A 20,371-nucleotide genomic window follows, 5' to 3' on the forward strand; every position below is an offset into this window, starting at 1 on the left:
GGCCATGTTCTCCTTTTCAGGCCTTGTAGCTGCGCGTCGGCGCATCGAAACCGCAGGAGCTCCCGTCGGTCACCTCCACCGTCCAGGGAAGCTGGTAAGTGCCGACCATCATGTCGCGCATGTAGGTGTAGGGGCAGTCCTGGGCGCCGCCCTTCACCGCCACGTAACCGCGGTGGTAGAGCTGGTAGATGTTGTTTTCCACGCCCCAGCCGCTGCGGGCCTCCCGCACCAGGTCGGGCCGCACTTCGGCCGTGATGATTTCGTCGGGCCGCCCGCCGCCTTCGACCAGCACCGTGCCATCGAAGTTGCAGAACATGCCCTCGCCCATGGAGTCAAAGGTGCCGTCGCTGCCGCACATGCAGACGTTGGCGGTGATCGCCAGGTTACAGAAGGCGTTGGCCTGGTTGGTGATCTTCCAGCTGTGGCGGATGGGCGCGGTGTAACCCGCAGTACGGATGATGATTTCGGCACCCTTGTAGGCGGCCTCGCGCGCCATCTCGGGGAACATGCCGTCGTGGCAGATGATGAGCGCCAGCTTGCTGCCGTTCGGGCCGTCGCAGACGGGAATGCCCAGGTTGCCCGGTTCCCAGGGCTCGACCGGGACCCACGGATGCAGTTTGCGGTAATACAGCTTGATCGCACCGGTGTCGTCGATGATCAGCCCGCTGTTGTAGGGGTTGCCGCCGGGGTTGCCCTCCATGATGGAGAAACATCCCCAGATGCGGTTGTCCACACAGGCCTGCTTGAAGGCCGCCACTTCGGGGCCATCGAGCGACACCATCAGTTCGGGCGCGATCGACATCGACAGGCCGTGCAGCGAATATTCCGGAAACACCACGAGGTCCATGGTGGCCTGGTTGCGCCTGGCCTTGGCCACCATGTCGCAGATGCGCTGCGTCTGCGCAGCGAGCTGCGCCGGTGTCTCGACCACCGGCAGCTGCAACTGCACCAGGCCCAAGACCACGCCATGTTTCGATTTGTTGAGTCCGCCGAGGCCTGTCATCATGTTTCCTTGCTTGTGTTTAACGGGTGGAGGAGAGTTCGCCCGGGCTGCCGCTCACCGTAGTGCCGGGCCGGCAGGTCATGACCAGAATCAGCAGGGTCAGCGCATAGGGAACAATGTTGAACAGGTGATAGCCCCAGCTGATGCCTATGGACTGCAGGGCAGGCCCAATGGCACCGGCGCCGCCGAACAGCAAGGACGCGTAGACGCAGCGGATCGGGCTCCAGCGCGCGAAGATCACCAGCGCCACAGCGATCAGACCCTGGCCGCTGGAGACGCCCTCGTTCCAGCTACCGGGGTAAAAGAGTGTGAGACAGGCGCCACCCAGGCCGGCGACCATGCCGCCGGCTGCGGTGGCCGCAATACGGATAGCCGACACCGAATAGCCGAGGGCGCGCGTGGCGTTGGCAGAGTCGCCCGCCATGCGCACCAGCAGGCCGGCGCGGGTGTTGGCGAAAGCCCACCACAGTGCCACGGCCAGCGCGATGCCGATGGGTACCAGCGCATTGACCTGCAAGGCCGAACGCACGGCGCCCGAATCGCTCCAGTTGCCCAGCGCGATAGCCGGCAGTTGCGGCGCCTGAGGCTGGATCAGTGGCTTGCCCAGGTAAAAAGCCAGGCCCATGCCCAGCAGCATCAGCGCAATGCCGGTGGCGATATCGTTGACGCGCGGCAGCGAACACAATACGCCGTGCAGGGTGGCCAGCAGCGCGCCGGTGGCTGCGGCTGCAAGCACGCCGATCCACGGCGACCCGCTGAGCCAGGAGGCACCGAAGGCCGACATCGCCGACAGCACCAGCACGCCTTCCAGCCCCAGGTTGATGCGTCCCGATTTTTCGGTGATGCATTCGCCGAGGCTGACAAACAGGAATGGCGCCCCGACACGCAGCGCGCCACCGATGATGCCGGCAAAGAAGATCAGCAGCTGGTCGGCGGTCATGGCTTGTCCTGCGGCAGGAGGATCGGACTCGGCTCGGACGGGCCGAAACGGTTGATGCGTGAGGAGAATGCTTTCCAGTCCACATCGCGCAGGGCCTCGCTGGCCAGGATCAACACAAAAGCAATGCCCTGCAGCACCAGCACCGAGGCGTCGGGCAAACCAAGGCGGCGCTGCAGCAGGCTGCCGGCCGCGCCGAAACCACCGAACAGGATGGCCACCGGGACGATGGCCACCGGATGCTGGCGCGCGATAAATGCCACCAGGATGCCGGCGTACCCGTAACCGGCGATCAGCGAGGCGTTGGCATTGGTGTGCACGGCTGCGACCTCGACGGCGCCCGCCAGCCCGGCGCAAGCGCCGCCGAGCGCGCAGGCCAGCAGGATCAGCCGCGAGGCCGGCAGGCCGACCAGTTGCGCCGCGCGCGGGTTGCCGCCTACAACACGCACCGCAAAGCCCGAAGGTGTCATGCGAAACCACAGGCCGGCCGCCAGGCAGGCGGCCACGCCGATCACGAGCCCCCAGTGCACGTCGGAGCCACCGATGCCGCTGATGCGCAAACCTTCGGCCAGCGACGGCGTGGACGGTTTATTCAGGCTGGCCGGGTCGCGCAGCGGCCCTTCGACCAGGTGCTTGAACAGACCGATGGCCACATAGGCCAGCAGCAGGCTGCTGATGGTTTCATTGATGCCGCGGTACTGGCGCAGCGCACCGGCCAGCATGATCCACAACGCACCGGCCAGGGCACCGGCCAGGCACACCAGCGCCGTTCCCACGAAGCCGGCCGGCAACGGCATGGCGGCGGCCAGCGCCGCGCAGCCGAGCCCGCCCAGCACCATGGCGCCCTCACCGCCGATGATGACCAGGCCCGCACGCGCCGGCACCGCGACACACAGGGCCGTGAGCATCAGGGGCGCGGCGCGCTGCAGCGTGTTCTGCCAGGAATACCAGTCGCCAAAGGCGCCCTTGAACAGCAGCAGCCAGACGTCCAGCGGATTGACACCCGCCAGCGCGACGAACACGCCAAACAGCAGCAGCGCTGCGGCAATGGCGGCCGTGGGCAGCAGGACGTTGGCGAGGGAGTTGCGCATCGGTCTGGCGTCAGCTACTGACGTGCATGTTCAGAGCCACCGCGGAACCGGCTTTGCCGGGCCGCTGGTGGCACCCCCTTTGAGGGGGAGGCGCCGCAAGCGCTTCGGGTGCGTTCGTCAAACACTGCCGATCACGCCTTCAACCAGGTAATTCATCTTCTCGAGTTCCAGGTCAGTCTGCTTGTGAACCTTGCCGGCCGGGATGATGGTTGCGCCCTTGTTGTCCTTGAGCGGACCCTTGAAGATATCGAACTTGCCGGCCACCATGCTGGCCTTGATGCTGTCGGCGTTCTTCTTCGCGGCGTCCGGCACCATGGGGCCGTAGGCGGACATCTTGACGTAGCCGTCTTTCAGGCCACCACGGATGAAGTTGGGGTGCGGCTTGCCGCTGCGTGCGGCGTCCAGGAAGGTGGTGTAGGCGGTCAGCCAGTTCCACTCGGCACCGGTCAGGTAGGCGTTGGGCGCCAGTTTGGCCTGGCTGGCGTGGTAGCCGCACACCATCTTGCCGCGTTTGGCGGCCGTTTCGACCACTACCTTGGGACCGTCCACATGCATGGTGAACACATCGCAGCCCTGATCGGCCAGGCTGTTGGTGGCCTCGGCCTCCTTGACGGCCATGGACCAGTCGCCAGTGAAGATCACGTTGCAGGTGATGCCGGGCTTGACCGAGCGCGCGCCCATGGTGAAGGCATTGATGTTGCGCAGCACCTGTGGAATCGGCTTGGCAGCGACAAAACCGATCTTGTTGCTCTTGGTCATGTGGCCGGCGATCACACCATTGAGGTACTGGCACTCCTCGATGTAGCCGAAGTAGCTGGCCGCATTCTTGGGATGTTTGCCCTCGGTCCAGAGACCGCCGCAGTGCGCAAAACGCACGTCAGGAAACTTGGGCGCCACAGCCAGCACATGCGGATCAAAATAACCGAAGGACGTGGGGAAGACCAGCGTAGCGCCGTCCTGGGCCACCATGCCGGTCATGGTTTTCTGGACAGCGGCCGTCTCCGGAACGTTTTCTTCCTCGACCACCTTCACGCCGGGCATCTTCTTGAGCTCGGCAGCGGCTTGGGCCTGGGCCTGGTTGTAGCCGTAGTCGTCGCGCGGGCCGACATAGATCACGCCGACGGTGATGGGTTTTTGCGCAAAGGCCAGTTCGCTGAAAGCGCCCAGCGTGCCGGCAGCGCCGAGCGCGGCCAGGGACTTGAGGGAATCGCGGCGGCTGAATTGTCGGGTGGTCATGAGGTCTCTCCTTGGATGAAGTTAAAGAAGTACTGCGGCAAACGGGAAGCAGGATTCATGCGAGCAGGCTCACATGGGCAGACACCACACGCCAGCCCTCGGGCGTACGCAGCCAGGTCTGGCTTTGCCGGCCGGCCCTCGCGCTGCCGGTGCGCCGGAACTCGACATTGGCGGTCGCCATGTCCTGGCCAAAGGTGGTGATGACGGTTTTGATCAACGTGCGCTCCAGCCCCTGCGCGGGGCGCCCGGCGCGGAAGGCCCGGATCGCGTCGTAGCCATAGAGGTTTTCGGTCGCGCCGTAACGCAGGGTGTGCGGGCTGTTCCAGAACAGCTCGTCGAGCACGGCCACGTCGTTGCCGGTCAGGGCTTTTTCGTAACGCTGGAACTGGACCGTGACTTCGGCCAGGACATCGGGAAGGTTGATGGCGAGCATGTCTGTTTTCTCTAGAGCTGGACCGGCCGGACATGCGCCACACCGGCATCGCTGAGGGTCCGGGCGGCGCGGAAAGCCAGGTCTTCGCGCCACGGCGCGGCAATCAGCTGCACCCCGATCGGCAGGCCGCCGGTGCCTGCAGGCCACAGCGGCGCGGTCACGACGGGACAGCCGGCAAAAGAGATGGGCTGGGTCAGCAGACCCATGGAAGCGCGCGCGGGCTGCTGCGTGCCGTTGATGTCCAGCCACTCGGTGCCGATGACAGGCGCGCTGACCGGCGTGGCCGCCGTGAGCAGCACGTCCCAGTCGCGAAACAGGGCGTTGACCTTGTCGCGGTAGATGCAGCGAAAACGCTGGGCACGCAGGTACCAGTCGACCGGCTGCAGGGCGCCGGCGATGAAGCGGTCCACCGACAGCGGCTCGAAGTCATCGGCGCGGGTGCGCAGGTCGTCCAGGTGCAGGCTGCCGCCTTCGCTGGCGGTGATGATGAAAGCCGCCGCACGCGCGATGGCGGCGTCGGGCCAGGTCACCTCGGCACGCGCCCCCAGGGTGCTGGCGGCCAGCGCCACCACCTCGCGTGCGGCCGGCGTGGCGTTGTCATGGAAGTAGCCGCCCAGCACACCGATGCGCAGGCCTTCGATACCCCTGCCGATCAGGGGCATGACCGGCTGCACGCGCAGGGCCTGGCAGCCCGGGTCCAGGGCGTCGAGGCCTTGCAGGGCGTCGTAGACCAGCGCCAGGCCGGCCACACTGTCGGCCAGCGGCCCGAGGTGGTCGATGCTGTGCACAAACGGATAGCTGCCGCGGCGCGATAGCCGACCGAAGGTGGGCTTGAGGCCCCAGACGCCGCACAGCGAGGCCGGCACGCGGATGGAACCGTTGGTGTCCGACCCGAGCGACACCGGCACCTGGCCGGCCGCGACTGCGGCGCCGGATCCACCTGACGAACCGCCGGCAATCCGCGTGAGGTCGTGCGGGTTGTGGCAGGGACCGTAATGGGTGTTCTCGGTGGTAAATCCGTAGGCGTATTCGTCCATGTTGAGCCCGCCCACCAGCACGGCGCCGGCCGCCTTCATTTGCCGGACCAGAAAGGCGTCGGCGGTCGCCGCCGCATCGCCGCGGTTGACCTTGGAGCCGGCCAGGGTCACCACCCCTTCGATGTCGAACAGGTTTTTGACGGCGTAGGGCACGCCTGCCAGCGGCCCGAGCGGCTGCGACGCCGCCCGCTGCGCATCCACCGCATCGGCTTCGGCGCGGGCACGGGTTTGCGTCTGGTCGGTGAAGGCGTTGACCCGGCCCTCGGTCGCCGCGATGCGCGCGAGACTCGCATCCAACAGCTCGCGTGCGCTGACCTCCCCCGAGGCGACAGCTGCAGCCATGGTTGCGGCGTCAAATGCTACATTTTTCATAGCTATTGGCGCCCGTCATCATTGGGCGGAAAGGCTGCCGGCCTATATATTTCCGCGAGTTCGTCGTGCGCGGCCAGGGGTGCGGCCTCCAGCAATGCGGCCATCACGGCGGTGCGCTGCAGGTTCAGCGCGACGCGCTGGGTGCGCGCCGCATCCAGTGGAAGTTGGAGCAGCGCGGCCGTGGTTTCGACGTAAGCCAGCATGCGGGTGTCGTTCATGATTGCCCTGCCCTTCAACGCCGCACTTCACGCTGGAAGATTTCCAGGCTACGCTTCTTGGTGCCGATAAAACTGGCCTCGGACAGCGTTTCCACCGTGCGCGGGCGCGCATCGCCATACGGCAGAATTTCGGCCACACGGGTGGGCCGCTTGGTCAGCAGCAGTACCTGGTCGGCCAGGTAGACGGCCTCCTCGAGGTCGTGCGACACCAGCAGCATGGTGGTGCCGGTCTGCATGAACACTTCCTGCAGCTTCTCGCGGATGAACAGCGTCATTTCAAAGTCGAGCGCTGAAAACGGTTCGTCCAGGAACAACACCTCTGGGTTGTTCGCCAGTGCCCGCATGATGGAAGCGGTCTGCTGCTGGCCGCCCGAGAGTTCGTAGGGGTAACGCTTGAGGTCAAACTTCACGTCGAAGGACGCGACCAGTTCGGCCATGCGCCGGTCCACTTCGGCCTTGGACCGGCCTTCGAGCTTGAGCGGGTAGGCGATGTTGTCGATGGTGCGCATCCACGGAAACATCGCTTCGCGGTAGTTCTGGAACACATAGCCGATCTTGGTGTCTTTCAGAGACTTGCCGTCGAACAGGATCTCGCCCGCGTCGATCGGCACCAGCCCGGCGATCATGTTGATCAGCGTGGACTTGCCGCAGCCGTTGGGGCCGAACACCGACACGATCTTGTGTTTCGGGATGTCGAGGTTGAAATCTTCATACAGCGGCCAGCCGGCGAAATACTTGGTCAAGCCGCGGATGGTGATGTGCGTGCCGGCCGGCCCGGGCTTGAACGCGGGCACCGGAACGTCGGCGTCGTAATTGGATGCATTCAGGACAACGCTCATCTTCCGCTCCAGTGGACAATTTTTCGTTCAATGACCAGAAAGAAAATGTTCAGCGCATACCCGAGCGCGCCGGCGGCCAGGATGGACGCGTACATGTCCTTCACGTTCATGACCTGCTGCGAGTTGATGATGCGGTTGCCCAGACCACTGTCGGCACCGATGAACATCTCGGCCACGATCACGATGACGAGCGCCATGGACACAGCCGAACGCAGGCCGACAAAACTCGGCTGCAGGCTCTCCCAGATCAGCACGTCCTTGAACACCTGCCAGCGGGAGGCCCCCATCACCTTGGCCGCCATCACGCGCTGCTTGCGTGCATTGATCACGCCGTAAGCGCTGTTGAAGACCACGATCAGCAGCGCACCGAAGGCGGCGATCGCCACCTTGTTGATGTCGGACACGCCGAAGATCATCAAAAAGAGCGGGATCAACGCCGAGGACGGTGTCGAACGGAAGAAGTCGATCAGGAACTCGACGCTGCGGTAAGCCTTCTCGTTGCTGCCCAGCAGCACACCCAGAGGCATGCCCACGGCGGCGGCAATCATGAAAGCCTGCACCGTGCGCCACACCGTGACCGCAAAATCCTTGAGCAGCGGACCGCCGGCCAGGCCGTTGACCAGTGCGCCCAGCGCATCCAGCGGCGGCGGCAGCAGGATGGCTTTGATGAAGCCCAGGCGAACCACCAGGTCCCAGACGATGAACAGCACCACCGGACCGATGAAGGGTAGCGCCCTGTCCAGCGCCGGTGTGCGCTGCACAACGGCCGCCGGTGCGCTGGCCGGTGGTGCCCAGGGCTTGGCGGGCGCCGCCGTCGCAGAAGAGGTGCCGTTCATTTTGTTCAGCCCTTGTAGAGCATCGAGTCCACCATCAGGCGCGAGCTGAAGATGCCTTTTTCGGAGAAAAGGTCGAAGAACTTCTGGAAGTGCGCAACGTCGGCCGGCTTGAATTCGTTGTACATCATGTAGGCCGCCAACGGCACTTCGCCGGTCAGCGCGCCTTCGATGGGGGTGTAACCCTTGAGATACTGGCGCGCCTCGACCGACTTGCTGCGCACATAGGCCACGCCCTTGCCGTAGGCGGCAACAAACTTTTTGGCTGCGTCGGGATTTTTCCTGATGAAGTCCGAGGACAGTGAGGCCGAGCCGCCGAACCACGGCGCCATGTTGTCACCGAGCACATATCTGGAGATCACGCCGGCCTCGAGCACCCGCGTGGTGCCGTTCATGCGGCCTATGGTGCCGGTGGGCTCCAGCGTGTAGGCGGCATCGATCTGGCCGGCGGCCAGCGCGGCCACATGCTGGCCGATCGGCAGCTCGACCACGGTTGCGCCGGTGGCGCCGCCGCGCTCCAGGATGGTCTTGGCGAGCGTCACGTTCTGGATGCCGGGGCCGGAGCCGACGCGTTTGCCCTTGAGGTCGGTCATCACCTTGGCCTGGCTCGCCACGGGAACGATGACTTCGTCGAGCACGTTCTTCACATTGCTCGGGTTGGCGCAGAAGATCTTGAAGGTGCCCGGCTGGGCCAGCTCGCCAATGGCGATGTTGGCCGAACCGGTGCCGTTGGCGGTGCCGTCGGAACGGCCCGACAGCACGGCCTCCATCACCTGCTGCGCGCCGGCAAATTTGAGTGCCTCGACGTCCAGGCCAGCCTCCTTGAAGTAGCCCAGTTCGATCGCCGCGTAAAACGGCAGGCCGGCGGCGATCGGCCAGTAGCCGATGCGGATCTTCGGTGCGGCCTGGGCACGCACGATGGCCGGCATGCCCAGTGCGCCAAGCATGGCCGCGCCGGTTTGCAGGACTTTCCTGCGTGAAGCCGTGGTGGAGGATGGAATGCGGGGAGAGGTCATGAAAAGCTCCTGGAGTGAAGGGGTGAAAGGGTGAGGATCTGCGGAAGGTGTCAGGCAGCGGCCGTCTTGAGCGAAGTCATGTAAGCGCGCCAGCCGCCCAGGTGCGAGATGTCCAGGGCCCCTTGCAGCGCTTGCGGCTCGCAGACAAAACCCTGTACCGTGCTGCCGTCGCGAAGCGCCAGCGTGCCTATGCCCAACGGCGCGGGGATCAGCGCCACAAACGAGCCGTAGGCCGCAAGCGGCATTTCCCAGATTTCAAGCGCGATACAGGCCCCCTGGCCGGCTCCGACCCGGAGCAGGCCGGGCTTGGGCGGGGTGGTACCCGGCAGCGCGAACAGCCTGTAATCCGGCGCGGTTTCGGCAGGACCTGCCAGCACGGCGCCGCGCTCGGTCAGTTGTGTGTTCAAAGGCATGCCCGACAGGTGGGCACCCACCACCGCCACCCGCACCGTCACCGGCGGGCGCAGGCCCGCGATGGTGCACATGCCGGGCAAAGGCAGTCCGGTCGCGCCCTGGCTCAAGCCGGTGCTGTGGTGGTAACGCTGGCCGAGCTCGGCCAGTTGCCAGTCGCTGCCGCAAGGCGCGATCAGGGTGATGCCGAACGGCAGTCCGTCCGCGCGCACGGCACTGGGCACCGACAGCGCGGCGTAGTCGAGCAGGTTCACGAAGTTGGTGTAAGCACCCAGCCTGCGGTTGAGCACCACCGGGTCCTGCTGCATCTGCGCAATCGTGTAGTGCGTCGGTGCCGTCGGCACCAACAGCACATTGATGTTGGCCCCCACACTCCCCACTGCGTGTGGATCCGGGTACTCGCTGCCCCTTTCATGGGTGCAGGGGGCTGGCCTTGCTTGGGGCGGCCCTTCGCTGCGGCCGTCGGCGGAACAAGACCACATCGCGTCGGCCTGCTGACCCAGGCGTTTTACTTCAGTCTGCACTTCGTAGAGATCGGCCGCGCTGTACTTTTGGCCTGCGGCAATGATGCTGCGCACCGGCTCCACCACCTCGGCCTCATGGGCGTCGAAGAAGCTGCGGATGGCGGTGTAGCGTTCGGCCACCAGCGCGCTTTCATAAAGCAGGGCCGCGACCTGCGCCAGCGGTGCAAAGTCGATGGCCACCGCCACGCCGCCCAGGGACTGCAGTCGCACCACGGCTTCGGAGAATGCCGCTTCGGCGGCAACGTCCCCGTAAAACTCCAGCGTCGCCGGCACGCCGAAACGAAAGGCCGGCGCAAACGGCTCGCTGGCAAGCACCAGCCGGCGCGAATACGGATCAAGCGCGTCATGCGACATCGCGTTTTCCAGCACCTGCACCGCGGTGGCCACCGTGCGCGCAAAGATGGAGACGCAGTCCACGCTTTGCGCGGCCGGCACCACGCCACGCGCACTGAGCAGGCCGCGCGAAGGTTTGAGGCCGACGATGTTGTTGAGCCCCGCCGGCACCCGGCCGGAGCCGGCCGTGTCGGTGCCCAGCGAGAAGTCCACCTGGCCTGTTGCCACCACATAGGCCGAACCGGAACTGGATCCGCCGGATACATAGTCGGGATTGAACGCATTGGGCACCGCCCCGAAAGGGGAACGCGTGCCGTTCAGCCCGCAGGCAAACTGGTCGAGGTTGGTCTTGCCGGCCAGCTGCGCACCAGCATCGAGCAGCTTCTGCACAACAAAGGCACTGGCCGGCGGCGTGTAGGCGAAAGCCGGACAGCCCGCGGTGGTGGGCAGGCCTGCGGCATCGATGTTGTCCTTGGCCGCAAAGGTCAGCCCCGCCAGCGGCCCGGCCGAGGCAGCCTGCGCACTGGTGGTTGCCGGCGCCGCAGCGCGGCAGATCCAGGCCTGCGGCGCCAGCACCATGCCGTCCGCAGTGGCCGGCATCTTGTCCGGTGCCGGCGGCGTGCCGGTCAGCTCAGGGGTTAAGGAAACTTGCACCAATTTAAAGCATCCATACTTGTGTACAAGATGAGATGCAAGAGGTGTGCCAAGTTCTGACGGCCGGTTCGGGCCGAAGGCGCCTGCGGGGGTGGCCGCTGATCTGCTATTTAATTAATAGCTGCATGGGCTTGAGGAGAAAGGACTGACAGCGGTTTTGACCTAGGTCTGCAGTTCGCCGGCAGCACTGCCCGCTGGCAGGCGGCGCCTGGAGACGCGACCGAATCGATTCGGAAAAACTGCGCTGATCCGGCGTCCCGGCAAGCAGGCGCCGTCAGCTCTCCAGCACCAGCCGTGTCACCACAGGCGGCGCCTCGCCCAGATGAAACGCCAGCTTGCGATCGCGCAAGGCCACGTCGCCCGCCGTCACGCGGTCAAAGCGGCGCAGGTGTTCGGTCCAGGATTCGTCGGTGATCTGCTCGACGTAACGCCCCGGGTCCGAGATGTCGCGTAGCAGCTCCCAGGCCAGGGCCCCCTGGCGCAGCCGGCTGCGCCGGCTTTCCTGCATCAGCGTGCGAAATTCCTGGGCTCGGGCCGGATCGACGCGGTACTCGATCATGGTGCGCACCTGGCCGGTCAGGGGTGGCGCCTCTGCGCTGGGTACCTTGAATTCGCGCGAAGGCGTCAGGTCCTCCTCGATGCTGCGGTCACGCAGCAGCAGTTGGGTGGCGCCCATGGCCACCATCGCTGTGGATGCCGCGATCAGCATGCTGGTAGGGACACTGGTGACGGTGGCAATCTGACCCCAGACCGCCGCGCCCAGTGCGCTGGCGCCCATGATCGCCATCTGGAAAATCGACATGCCGCGCGCGCGTACCCAGTCGGGCAGGGCGAGCTGCGCCGACACACTCAGGGTGTTGGCGGTGGTGATCCAGGCCGCGCCCGCCAGAAACATGGCCGGCGCAGCGACATAGGCATTCGGCGCAAAGGCGATGACGGCCGTGGCTGCCGACTGCAGGCCCATGCCGCCCAGCACCATCGCGTCGCGGGACAGGCTGCGGCGCAGCCGCGGCAGCAGAAAAGCCACCACAAAAATCGCGCCCGAGCCCATGGACGCCAGCAGCAGCGTGAAGGTGCCGGCACCGCCGCCGTGCAGGCCGCGGGCCACGAGCGGCAGCAGGGCCATCAGGGCGGTGGAATGAAAGAAGAACAAGGCCACCCGCAGCATCACCGCGCGCAGGCGCGCCGACTGGCGCACGAACTGCACACCGACACGCATGGCGCTGATCAGGCGCTCGCGGCCGAGCGGGCTGGGCACGTGTTCGCGGCGCCAGCGCATGATCACAAAACCGGACACCAGCGAAAGCACGGCGTTCAGGATGAAAACGTATTCGCTTCCGGCACCGGCAATCAGCGCGCCCGCCACCAGCGGACCGATGATGCGTGAGGCATTCATGGCGATGCCATTGAGGGCCAGGGCCGCCGGCAACTGCGCGCGCGGCACCAACTCCGGAACAATCGCCGAAAACACCGGCCAGCGCATGGCCAGCCCGACGCCGTTGGCAAAGGTCAGCGCCAGCAGCAGCGGCGCGGTCATGGCACCCATCACGATCGTGAGGCACAACACCAGGGCCACCACAGCCACCCAGAACTGCGTGATGATGAAGTAGCGACGCCGGTCCAGGATGTCGGCGAGCGCCCCGCTCGGCAAGCCCAGCAGGAAAACCGGCAGCGTCGAGGCAGACTGCACCAGCGCCACCCAGATCGGCGAAGTGGTCAGCGAGGTCATCAGCCAGGCCGCAGCGACGTCGTTCATCCACATGCAGATGTTGGCGGCCATCCAGGTGCCCCACAACATGCGAAAGACCGGCAAACTCAGGGGCGCCCAGGCCGACAACGAGGCCGGGTCGTGACGGCTCAGCACTGGCGCGCCGGGCAGGTCCGGCGGGAGGGAGTTGGGCATGGGGCGGTGTCCTGGAACGGGTCTGGCTTGAAGGGCCGGCAGCGAATCCGTTTCTGGTCGGGAACCGTTGCTGCCGGGCGGCAGACGCAAATGACCTTTTACTGCCCTTGCTGCGCCCAGATGCGGCTGATCTGCGCCGACAGCTCCATCGGATCAAAGGGCTTGTGAATCACGTCGATCGCACCGAGCTCGCGGTACTGCGCCACTTCGGCGGCCTGCACCTTGGCCGTCATGAAAATCACCGGCGTGCCAGCCGTGGCGGGCAGCGCCCGCAGGGCCTTGAGTGTGCTCGGGCCGTCCATACCCGGCATCATGACGTCCAGCAGCAGCAGGTCGGCCTGGGCGGTCGGTGCCGCGGCCAGGGCTTCGCTGCCGGATGGGCAGGCGATCACGGTGAAGCCGCCGACCGCTTCCAGGGCCATCTGCGCCACCATGCGGATATCGGGCTCGTCTTCGACATAAAGAATGCGGGCAAGTGTTTTGATCATGGCTATCGTCCTTGGTCAGGGAAGAGGTTCATCGGCCGGCAGGCTGGCCTGCAGCGCGGCAACGGCCAGGGCAATATCGGCGCACCGGGGTGACAAGCGTACCTGACCGGCGGACGATGCCTGTTCGAGCAGCAATTCCAGCGCCTTGGCGGCTGCGCCGACTGCATGAAAGCCGAGGGTGCCGGCCGTGCCTGCCAGTGTGTGCACCAGACGCTCCAGCTCCGCCCGCGGCGCCGTCTCGTCGCCGCTGGCCACGGCGTTCCACAGCGAGCGGATGTGCGCGATTTTTTCCGGCAGGGCACGCCGGTAGTCGGCGCGCTGCTGATCGAGAAACTTCTGGAAATCCTGCTGCGGGGTACTCATGCCATCAGCTTTTTCGCGCCCGCTCGTACAGCGGCATCACTTTGGGCAGGTTGCGCTCCATGTCGGCAATCCGCGTGGCGCCGGCCGGATGGGTGCTCAGCCATTGCGGCGGTGCACCTTTGTTGGCGGCGGCCATTTTCTGCCAGAGTGTGATGCCGGCGCGCGGGTCAAAGCCGGCGCGCGCGCCGAGTTCCATGCCGACCAGATCGGCCTCCGACTCGTCTTCACGGCCAAAACGAAGGTTGAGCAGATCCACGCCCAGACCAGCGACGGTCTGGCCCAGGTCCCCGAGGCCCAGCAGATTTGACAGCAGGCTGGCACCGATGTTGGTGGCCGCCGACTTGCCCATGCGCTCGCGCGCGTGTTCGCGCAAGGCATGGGCCATTTCGTGGCCCATGATCATGGCGACCTCGTCGTCATTGAGCTGGAGCTGGTCCAGGATGCCGGTGTAAAACGCAATTTTTCCGCCCGGCATGCAAAACGCATTGATCTGCTTGCTGCCTATCAGGTTGACCTCCCACTGCCAGTCCTTTGCACGCGGGTTCCAGGCGATGGCATGCGGGATGACGCGCTGGGCGATGCGGCGCAGGCGCTGCAACTGCGGGTGGCTGGCGGGAGCGAGGGCCTTCTGGGCCGCCGCTTCCTGCATCATCTTGGCGTATTGCTGCCGGGAGGCCTGCTCGATTTCCCCCGCCGGCACCAGTTTGGTGAAGCCCGAGTTGCCGCCGACGGCCACCCCCTCACGCTGGGCCTGGGCCGGCGCCGCGCCCAGCAACAAGGCCGCGGACAAGGCCGCCAGAGTCAGTTTCAATGCAAGTGTCATCGCCTTCTCCAAATAAAGGGCAGGTTCCGGTCGGCCGGGCAAAAAGCCCACAGCGTATTATTCCCGGATGAGCGAGACCTTATCCGACGATCCCCAGGCAAAACGTCAGCCAACGCCGCTTTCTGAAGCTCATCTTTCCCCAACCACTCCCGCCCAAGCCGCGCGCCCAAGCTGGGGCGAGACCCTGCGCGTCTACCTGGAAGCCCCCACCCTGCGCATGCTGCTGCTGGGCTTTTCCGCCGGCCTGCCGCTGCTGCTGGTGTTCGGCACGCTGAGTTTCTGGCTGCGCGAGGCCGGCATTGACCGCACCACCATCGGTTACCTGAGCTGGGTTGGGCTGGCGTATGGCTTCAAATGGGTCTGGGCGCCGCTGGTGGACCGGCTGCCGATTCCGCTGCTGACGCGGTTGCTGGGGCGCCGGCGCAGCTGGCTGCTGCTGTCGCAGTCCGTCATCATGGCAGCCCTGGTCGGCATGGCGCTGACCGATCCCAAAATCGCTCTGCTGCCGGTGGTCTGGTGCGCCCTGGCGGTGGCCTTCGGTTCGGCCACGCAGGATATTGCCCTGGACGCCTTTCGCATCGAGTCGGCCGACGTGCAGCGCCAGGCCGCGCTGGCGGCGGCCTACCAGACCGGCTACCGCATGGCAATGATCTGGGCCGGCGCCGGTGTGCTGTGGATCGCCGCGCGGGCCGAAGTCGCGGGTGCGGGCGGTGTCATCGGCTACCAGCACGGTGCCTGGCAGATCGCCTACTTCGCGATGGCGGCGTCCATGCTGCTGGGCGTGGTGACGGTGCTTTTTTCCCCCGAGCCTGCGCCGCGCGAGCTGCCGCCTGCGCGCAACGCCGCCGAGTGGCTGAAAAGCGCGTTGGTCGAACCCTTTGCCGACTTCCTGCACCGCTACGGCAAACAGGCGGCGCTGATCCTGATGCTGATCGCCGTCTACCGCATCAGCGACGTGGTGATGGGCATCATGGCCAACCCTTTCTACGTCGACATGGGTTACACCAAGGACGAGGTCGCCGCCGTCACCAAGATCTATGGCGTGATCATGACGCTGGTCGGTGCCTTTGTGGGCGGGGCGCTGGCCATGCGGTTTGGCGTGATGCGGGTGCTGATGCTGGGCGCCGTGCTGAGCGCCGGCAGCAACCTGCTGTTTGCCTGGCTGGGAACGCTCGGCCACGATGTCCATGCGCTAATCTTCGTGATCTCGGCTGACAACCTGTCCAGCGGCATTGCCTCGGCGGCCTTCATCGCCTACCTCTCAAGCCTGACCAACATCAACTATTCGGCCACACAATACGCCTTGTTCAGCTCCATGATGCTGCTGCTTCCCAAGTTTCTGGCGGGTTACTCGGGCACCTACGTGGACGCGTTTGGTTACAGCAGCTTCTTCACGGGCACGGCCTTGCTGGGGGTGCCGGTGCTGCTGCTGGTGTGGCTGACTTCACGCATGAAAATGCCTCCAAGTCCTTGACTCACAAGCGCAAACAGCTATTGTTTTCATAGCGCCTTGAGATGTCTCCGGCGAACCAGTCCGGGGAACTGCGACGGTTTACCTAACTTTACGGCGGCTTTAACGCGACTTGTTGCGCCGCGCGCACCATGAAGCGGTCATTTGACGAAGGAGCCTCCATGAGTGACAGTACCCCCAGCCCTTTCACCACCGACGTGCTGGCGACCAGCCCGGCGGCGGGCGCCACTGGCTACACTGATCAGCCCTCCAGCACTCGCGCAGCGAATCCGCCCATGACACAGCAACTTCTGATGATCGAAGACGACACCCGCCTGGCGACCATGGTGGGGGAATACCTGCGCCAGTCGGGCTACGGGTTCACCCATGCGGTCGACGGCGGCAAGGGCCTGGAAGCACTGCAAAACTGCAAGCCCGATCTGGTGATTCTCGACCTGATGCTGCCCGACATGGACGGTCTCGAAGTGTGCCGGCGCATCAAAGGGCTGGGCGGCGACGCCGGCCGCACGGCCGTGCTGATGCTGACTGCCAAGGGCGACCCGATGGACCGCATTGTCGGCCTGGAAATCGGCGCCGACGACTACCTGCCCAAGCCCTTTGAGCCGCGCGAACTGCTGGCCCGCATCCGCGCCGTGCTGCGCCGCGGCGGCGAGACCGCCAGCACGGGCGGCAGCCAGCAGGCCATGCGCTTCGGCTCGCTCGAGATCGACCGCGATGCGCGCACCGTGTCGGTCTCCGGCAAGGTCTGCGAGTTGACCTCCTACCAGTTCGACCTGCTGGTGGCGCTGGCCGAGCGCGCCGGCCGCGTCCTCTCCAGGGACCAGATCATGGAAGCCGTGCGCGGCCGCGAGCTCGAAGCTTTTGACCGTTCGATCGACGTGCACATGGGCCGCATCCGCAGCGCCATCGAGCTCGATGCGAAGGACCCCAAACGCATCCTGACCGTGCGCGGTGTGGGCTACGTGTTTGCCAAGCAGCAGGATTAGGGCTTTACGCACGATGTGGTCACGTTTTACCTCGCATCTGTATGTACGGATCTGGCTCGCCGTGGTGGCCACCGTTGTGGTGCTCGCCTTTCTTGTTGGCGCAGCCTGGCAGCTGAGCACCGACCCGCCCCAGTTGCCGATACGCGAAGTCCTGGTACACAACCAGGCCGGTGAATTGATCGGCCGGGCACAAACCAGAGCCGACCGCAAACGGGGGGACGACCTGGAGTTTGATGTGGCGACCAGGGACGGCCAGGCCCTGAACCTGCAGCTGCCCAGGCCCAAACGCCCGCCTGGCAGCTCCTGGACCCGCCCTCCCTTCGGCTTTGGCTGGATGCTGGGTGTGGTGGCGCTGGCTGTCGCGCTGGGCGCCTACCCCATCATCCGACGGCTGACGCAGCGGCTCGAAGGCCTGCAGCGCGGCGTCGAGCGCTGGGGCAGCGGCGACCTGTCGGCCCGCGTGGCGGTCCAGGGCAGCGACGAAGTGGCCTTTCTGGCTGAACGTTTCAACCATGCGGCGGAGCGCATCGAGACGCTGATGGAGTCGCAGAAAGCCCTGCTGGCCTCGCACAAATCGCTGCTGGCCAACGCCTCGCACGAATTGCGCTCGCCGCTGGCGCGCATCCGCATGGGCCTGGAACTGATGGGTGGCGGCGCCGGCTCGGCGCAGCGCGCCGAAATCTCGCGCAGCATCAACGAACTCGACCAGCTGATCGACGAAATCCTGCTGGCCAGCCGGCTCGATACCAAACAGGCCGACGCCGAACCGTTCGAGCTACTGGACCTGACCGGTCTGGCCGCCGAGGAATGTGCGCGGGTGCAGGCCGAACTCGGCACGGCGGCCCAGACCGAAAGCCTGACGCTGCAGGGCTCGGCGCGCCTGTTGCGCCGCCTGATCCGCAACCTGCTGGAAAACGCCAGACGTTACAGCACCGGCGCGGTCAGCCTCGAGCTCGGACAGACCGGCGCAGGGCCACAGCGGCGTGCCGTGATACGCGTCAACGACCACGGACCCGGCGTGCCGCCGGACCAGCGCGAACGCATTTTTGAGCCGTTCTATCGCCTGCCGGGCGCCAGCGAACGCGAAGGCGGTGTGGGGCTGGGCCTGGCGCTGGTCAAATCCATCACCGAGCGCCATGGCGGCAGCGTGCGCTGCGAAGCCCGGCCCGGCGGCGGCGCTTCATTTGTCGTCGAGCTGCCGATGCCCGTGGCGGCCTGACGCCACCTTGCCCGCGGCCGACGGCCTGCACCCACTCGGCACCCGACCCAGGCGCCGGGCAAGGCCCCCGCGGACGCAGGCATGAAAAAGTCTCATTTTGCGACACCGTTTTGCAAAAAAGCGACATCCCTCCCTCAAATAGGGGATGCCACAAAAACTATCTACCCCTTAAAGTCAAGGCGTTGCTGTGACAACATCGATCGCTGAAAACAAAAGCGGAAGACTCGAAATCGGTCAACAGATCATCAGTCTCAACGACGTCCCTCAAAAGACCTGGCAGGGCCACCGAAAGGTGGCTTTTTTTTGCCCGGATACACCCGCCGGAGTCACGTTTTCCCCGGGTTACCATCGCCAGCTACTTCATTGCAGGAGCTTCAGCGTGAACACCCACCCTCCGTCCAGGCCCGCGAGCCAGGGCTTCTCCACCCCGGCCCCGGAGCGGCTTCCCATGCTGCCGGTCGACACGATGTCCGCCGCGCAGCGTGAAGCGGCCGAGGCCCTGATCGCCGGGCCGCGCAAGGCCGTGTTCGGCCCCTTCATTCCCCTGCTGCGTAGCCCGGCGCTGATGTCGCGCGTCGGCCAGGTGGGCGAGTACCTGCGCTTTGACAGCATGCTGGAGGTGCGCATCCGTGAGCTGGCGATGTGTCTGGTGGCGCGCCATGTGTCCAACCAGTTTGAATGGCTGATGCATGCGCCGCTGGCGCTCAAGGCCGGCGTGCCACAGGCCAGCCTGGAGGCCATCGCCGCAGGCCGATACCCGCACAGCACCGCTGCTGACGAGGCGGCCATGGTGGACTTCGTGACCGAGCTGCTGCAGCACCACGGCGTGAGCGACAGTTCGTACGCCGCAGCCCTGCCGCTCTTTGGCGAACAGGGGGTGGTGGAGCTGACCACGCTGGTCGGCTACTTCACGATGGTCTGCTGGGTGATGAATGTGGCGCGCACGCCGGGCCAACCGCAGCCGGACTTCAGCGCCCTGACAGCCTTTCCGGCCTGAGGAAGCGCTGAACAAGTCCTTGCGGAGGCGCGGCAGCGGGATCGGGATGGGATGCAAGGCGGATTTCGCAGCCCATAGCGGGCTATGGGCAAGAAACTCAACGCCGCAGACCGCCCGAGCCCGGCTGATCGCGCGCCGCAGGGGACTTGTTCGGCGCTTCCCTAAGCGTCAGGACGCCAGCGCCGCGAGCACCCGAACCGCACTGATGTCGTGCAGGCAGCGCGTGTGGCCCAGCGGGCATTCGCGCTCGAAGCAGGGCGCGCAATCGAGCGGTGGCTGGTAGCCCGCGTCGTTCTTCAGCCAGAGCACCGTGGCTTTTGCACTCAGCGGCGGCGTGTGCAGCGGGCTCGAGGAACCGAAGATGGCAACCTGCGGCACGCCAAAGGCCGCTGCGACATGCATCAGGCCCGAGTCGTTGCTGACCACCTGGCGCGCCGCAGCGATGGCGCACAGCGCCTGCACCAGCGTGGTCTTGCCGGCCAGATTGATGCAGGCACCGGGCCGCAGCGCGTTGGCCGTGCCGGCGATCTCCTCGCACAACGCCGCCTCCTTGCCCGAGCCCAGCAACACCACCGGCAGCGTCAGGCTTTGCGCCAGTTCGGAAAAATGCTCAGCGGGCCAGCGCTTGGCCGGCCCGTATTCCGCGCCCGGCGCAAAAACGTCATAGCCGCCGCGCGCAAGGCCGAGTTCGGCCAGCGCCTGGGCCACCTCGGCCGCGGGCATCTGCAATTGCGGTCGGTCCGCGTCCAGGTCGGTGTCGCCGCTGAGGGCCGAATAGAACGCCACCATGGGCGGGCGCTGGCCCTTGGCCGGATTTTTCAGGCGGTGCGTCAGCAGGCCGATACGCGCCTCGCCCAGGTAGCCGACACGTTTGGGAATACCGGCCAGCAACGGCAACAAGGCGCTTTTCAGCGAGTTAGGGAGCACGTAGGCGGTGTCGAACTGGCCCGCGATCCGCCTCGCCAGCGCGCGGCGCCCCTTCAGCTGCAAACCGCCGTGGGCGAAGGGGAATTCGATGACCTCGTGCACCTGCGGCATGGCGCGGTACACCGGCGCCACCCAGGGGAGGGCGCCGACGCTGAGCCGCTCGCCGCGCGCGTGCAGGCGACGCAGCAGAGGCTCGGTCATGACCGCGTCGCCTATCCACTGGGGAGCAATGATCAAGGAGGCCCCCCCGAAACGGC

Annotated in this window: 20 protein-coding genes; 4 read left to right on the forward strand and 16 right to left on the reverse strand. The window is 65.8% G+C overall.

From position 1 onward, the window contains the following. Window positions 1–16: 16 nt before the first annotated feature. From PSV33_RS04940 to PSV33_RS05010, 15 genes are all read right to left on the reverse strand, one after another. On the reverse strand, window positions 17–1,003 hold the full coding sequence (locus tag PSV33_RS04940) for a formamidase (protein WP_300559505.1): 987 nt from the start codon (window positions 1,001–1,003) through the stop codon (window positions 17–19). A 19-nt stretch (window positions 1,004–1,022) separates the two neighbouring features. Next, window positions 1,023–1,943, reverse strand: coding sequence for an ABC transporter permease (locus PSV33_RS04945; RefSeq protein ID WP_300559425.1), 921 nt, complete (start codon window positions 1,941–1,943; stop codon window positions 1,023–1,025). Beyond that, window positions 1,940–3,031 carry an ABC transporter permease gene (locus tag PSV33_RS04950; protein WP_300559428.1) on the reverse strand — a complete coding sequence of 364 codons (1,092 nt, stop codon included), beginning with the start codon at window positions 3,029–3,031 and terminating at the stop codon, window positions 1,940–1,942. Before PSV33_RS04950 ends, PSV33_RS04945 begins: the two co-directional genes overlap by 4 nt. Before the next feature lie 117 nt (window positions 3,032–3,148). Then, complete coding sequence (locus PSV33_RS04955) at window positions 3,149–4,267, reverse strand: BMP family ABC transporter substrate-binding protein (protein ID WP_300559431.1); 1,119 nt, start codon at window positions 4,265–4,267, stop codon at window positions 3,149–3,151. Between the two features lie 55 nt (window positions 4,268–4,322). Further along, a complete protein-coding gene (hpxZ, locus tag PSV33_RS04960) occupies window positions 4,323–4,700 on the reverse strand; it encodes an oxalurate catabolism protein HpxZ (protein ID WP_300559434.1) in 378 nt (125 codons plus the stop codon). 11 nt (window positions 4,701–4,711) lie between these two features. After that, complete coding sequence (locus tag PSV33_RS04965; RefSeq protein WP_300559436.1) at window positions 4,712–6,109, reverse strand: AtzE family amidohydrolase; 1,398 nt, start codon at window positions 6,107–6,109, stop codon at window positions 4,712–4,714. 2 nt (window positions 6,110–6,111) lie between these two features. Then, window positions 6,112–6,327 carry an AtzG-like protein gene (locus tag PSV33_RS04970; RefSeq protein WP_300559438.1) on the reverse strand — a complete coding sequence of 72 codons (216 nt, stop codon included), beginning with the start codon at window positions 6,325–6,327 and terminating at the stop codon, window positions 6,112–6,114. 14 nt (window positions 6,328–6,341) lie between these two features. Beyond that, complete coding sequence (locus PSV33_RS04975) at window positions 6,342–7,166, reverse strand: ATP-binding cassette domain-containing protein (protein WP_300559441.1); 825 nt, start codon at window positions 7,164–7,166, stop codon at window positions 6,342–6,344. Then, window positions 7,163–8,002 (reverse strand): ABC transporter permease, encoded by an 840-nt coding sequence (locus PSV33_RS04980; protein ID WP_300559443.1) that lies wholly within the window; start codon window positions 8,000–8,002, stop codon window positions 7,163–7,165. Before PSV33_RS04980 ends, PSV33_RS04975 begins: the two co-directional genes overlap by 4 nt. A 5-nt stretch (window positions 8,003–8,007) precedes the next feature. Continuing rightward, window positions 8,008–9,015 (reverse strand): ABC transporter substrate-binding protein, encoded by a 1,008-nt coding sequence (locus tag PSV33_RS04985; RefSeq protein WP_300559445.1) that lies wholly within the window; start codon window positions 9,013–9,015, stop codon window positions 8,008–8,010. A 50-nt stretch (window positions 9,016–9,065) separates the two neighbouring features. Further along, window positions 9,066–10,883, reverse strand: coding sequence for an allophanate hydrolase (locus PSV33_RS04990; RefSeq protein ID WP_300559508.1), 1,818 nt, complete (start codon window positions 10,881–10,883; stop codon window positions 9,066–9,068). A 328-nt stretch (window positions 10,884–11,211) separates the two neighbouring features. After that, a complete protein-coding gene (locus PSV33_RS04995) occupies window positions 11,212–12,840 on the reverse strand; it encodes an MFS transporter (RefSeq protein ID WP_300559448.1) in 1,629 nt (542 codons plus the stop codon). 98 nt (window positions 12,841–12,938) lie between these two features. After that, entirely contained in the window at window positions 12,939–13,328 is a 390-nt protein-coding gene (locus PSV33_RS05000; protein ID WP_300559450.1) for a response regulator, read from the reverse strand. A gap of 15 nt (window positions 13,329–13,343) precedes the next feature. Next, window positions 13,344–13,691 carry an Hpt domain-containing protein gene (locus PSV33_RS05005; RefSeq protein ID WP_300559453.1) on the reverse strand — a complete coding sequence of 116 codons (348 nt, stop codon included), beginning with the start codon at window positions 13,689–13,691 and terminating at the stop codon, window positions 13,344–13,346. Between the two features lie 4 nt (window positions 13,692–13,695). Continuing rightward, complete coding sequence (locus PSV33_RS05010; protein WP_300559456.1) at window positions 13,696–14,514, reverse strand: M48 family metallopeptidase; 819 nt, start codon at window positions 14,512–14,514, stop codon at window positions 13,696–13,698. Window positions 14,515–14,581: 67 nt separating this feature from the next. On the opposite strand from PSV33_RS05010, the gene PSV33_RS05015 reads away from it, so the two are divergent. The 4 genes from PSV33_RS05015 (at window position 14,582) to PSV33_RS05030 (ending at window position 19,187) form a co-directional block, all read left to right on the forward strand. Beyond that, window positions 14,582–15,988: an AmpG family muropeptide MFS transporter gene (locus PSV33_RS05015; protein WP_300559459.1), complete on the forward strand. Its 1,407-nt coding sequence runs from the start codon at window positions 14,582–14,584 to the stop codon at window positions 15,986–15,988. Window positions 15,989–16,260: 272 nt separating this feature from the next. Next, window positions 16,261–16,971 (forward strand): response regulator transcription factor, encoded by a 711-nt coding sequence (locus PSV33_RS05020; RefSeq protein WP_300512170.1) that lies wholly within the window; start codon window positions 16,261–16,263, stop codon window positions 16,969–16,971. 13 nt (window positions 16,972–16,984) lie between these two features. Beyond that, window positions 16,985–18,190 (forward strand): ATP-binding protein, encoded by a 1,206-nt coding sequence (locus PSV33_RS05025; protein ID WP_300559461.1) that lies wholly within the window; start codon window positions 16,985–16,987, stop codon window positions 18,188–18,190. Window positions 18,191–18,569: 379 nt separating this feature from the next. Next, window positions 18,570–19,187 carry a carboxymuconolactone decarboxylase family protein gene (locus tag PSV33_RS05030; protein ID WP_300559464.1) on the forward strand — a complete coding sequence of 206 codons (618 nt, stop codon included), beginning with the start codon at window positions 18,570–18,572 and terminating at the stop codon, window positions 19,185–19,187. A gap of 168 nt (window positions 19,188–19,355) precedes the next feature. On the opposite strand, the gene waaF is transcribed toward PSV33_RS05030, so the two are convergent. Further along, complete coding sequence (gene waaF / locus PSV33_RS05035) at window positions 19,356–20,351, reverse strand: lipopolysaccharide heptosyltransferase II (RefSeq protein ID WP_300559467.1); 996 nt, start codon at window positions 20,349–20,351, stop codon at window positions 19,356–19,358. Window positions 20,352–20,371: the final 20 nt, after the last annotated feature.

It is taken from the genome of Polaromonas sp. (assembly GCF_029945895.1).
Lineage (GTDB): Bacteria > Pseudomonadota > Gammaproteobacteria > Burkholderiales > Burkholderiaceae_C > Polaromonas.

Bases quoted from the DNA above. Each gene is read 5' to 3' on its own strand.
- PSV33_RS05025 (WP_300559461.1), top strand. From the start codon at position 16,985: ATGTGGTCACGTTTTACCTCGCATCTGTATGTACGGATCTGGCTCGCC.
- PSV33_RS05005 (WP_300559453.1), bottom strand. From the start codon at position 13,691: ATGAGTACCCCGCAGCAGGATTTCCAGAAGTTTCTCGATCAGCAGCGC.
- PSV33_RS04950 (WP_300559428.1), bottom strand. From the start codon at position 3,031: ATGCGCAACTCCCTCGCCAACGTCCTGCTGCCCACGGCCGCCATTGCC.
- PSV33_RS04955 (WP_300559431.1), bottom strand. From the start codon at position 4,267: ATGACCACCCGACAATTCAGCCGCCGCGATTCCCTCAAGTCCCTGGCC.
- hpxZ (WP_300559434.1), bottom strand. From the start codon at position 4,700: ATGCTCGCCATCAACCTTCCCGATGTCCTGGCCGAAGTCACGGTCCAG.
- PSV33_RS04985 (WP_300559445.1), bottom strand. From the start codon at position 9,015: ATGACCTCTCCCCGCATTCCATCCTCCACCACGGCTTCACGCAGGAAA.
- PSV33_RS04980 (WP_300559443.1), bottom strand. From the start codon at position 8,002: ATGAACGGCACCTCTTCTGCGACGGCGGCGCCCGCCAAGCCCTGGGCA.
- PSV33_RS04940 (WP_300559505.1), bottom strand. From the start codon at position 1,003: ATGACAGGCCTCGGCGGACTCAACAAATCGAAACATGGCGTGGTCTTG.
- PSV33_RS05010 (WP_300559456.1), bottom strand. From the start codon at position 14,514: ATGACACTTGCATTGAAACTGACTCTGGCGGCCTTGTCCGCGGCCTTG.
- PSV33_RS04970 (WP_300559438.1), bottom strand. From the start codon at position 6,327: ATGAACGACACCCGCATGCTGGCTTACGTCGAAACCACGGCCGCGCTG.
- PSV33_RS04990 (WP_300559508.1), bottom strand. From the start codon at position 10,883: ATGCCGGCCACTGCGGACGGCATGGTGCTGGCGCCGCAGGCCTGGATC.
- PSV33_RS05000 (WP_300559450.1), bottom strand. From the start codon at position 13,328: ATGATCAAAACACTTGCCCGCATTCTTTATGTCGAAGACGAGCCCGAT.
- PSV33_RS05015 (WP_300559459.1), top strand. From the start codon at position 14,582: ATGAGCGAGACCTTATCCGACGATCCCCAGGCAAAACGTCAGCCAACG.
- PSV33_RS04945 (WP_300559425.1), bottom strand. From the start codon at position 1,943: ATGACCGCCGACCAGCTGCTGATCTTCTTTGCCGGCATCATCGGTGGC.
- PSV33_RS05020 (WP_300512170.1), top strand. From the start codon at position 16,261: ATGACACAGCAACTTCTGATGATCGAAGACGACACCCGCCTGGCGACC.
- PSV33_RS04965 (WP_300559436.1), bottom strand. From the start codon at position 6,109: ATGAAAAATGTAGCATTTGACGCCGCAACCATGGCTGCAGCTGTCGCC.
- PSV33_RS04975 (WP_300559441.1), bottom strand. From the start codon at position 7,166: ATGAGCGTTGTCCTGAATGCATCCAATTACGACGCCGACGTTCCGGTG.
- PSV33_RS04995 (WP_300559448.1), bottom strand. From the start codon at position 12,840: ATGCCCAACTCCCTCCCGCCGGACCTGCCCGGCGCGCCAGTGCTGAGC.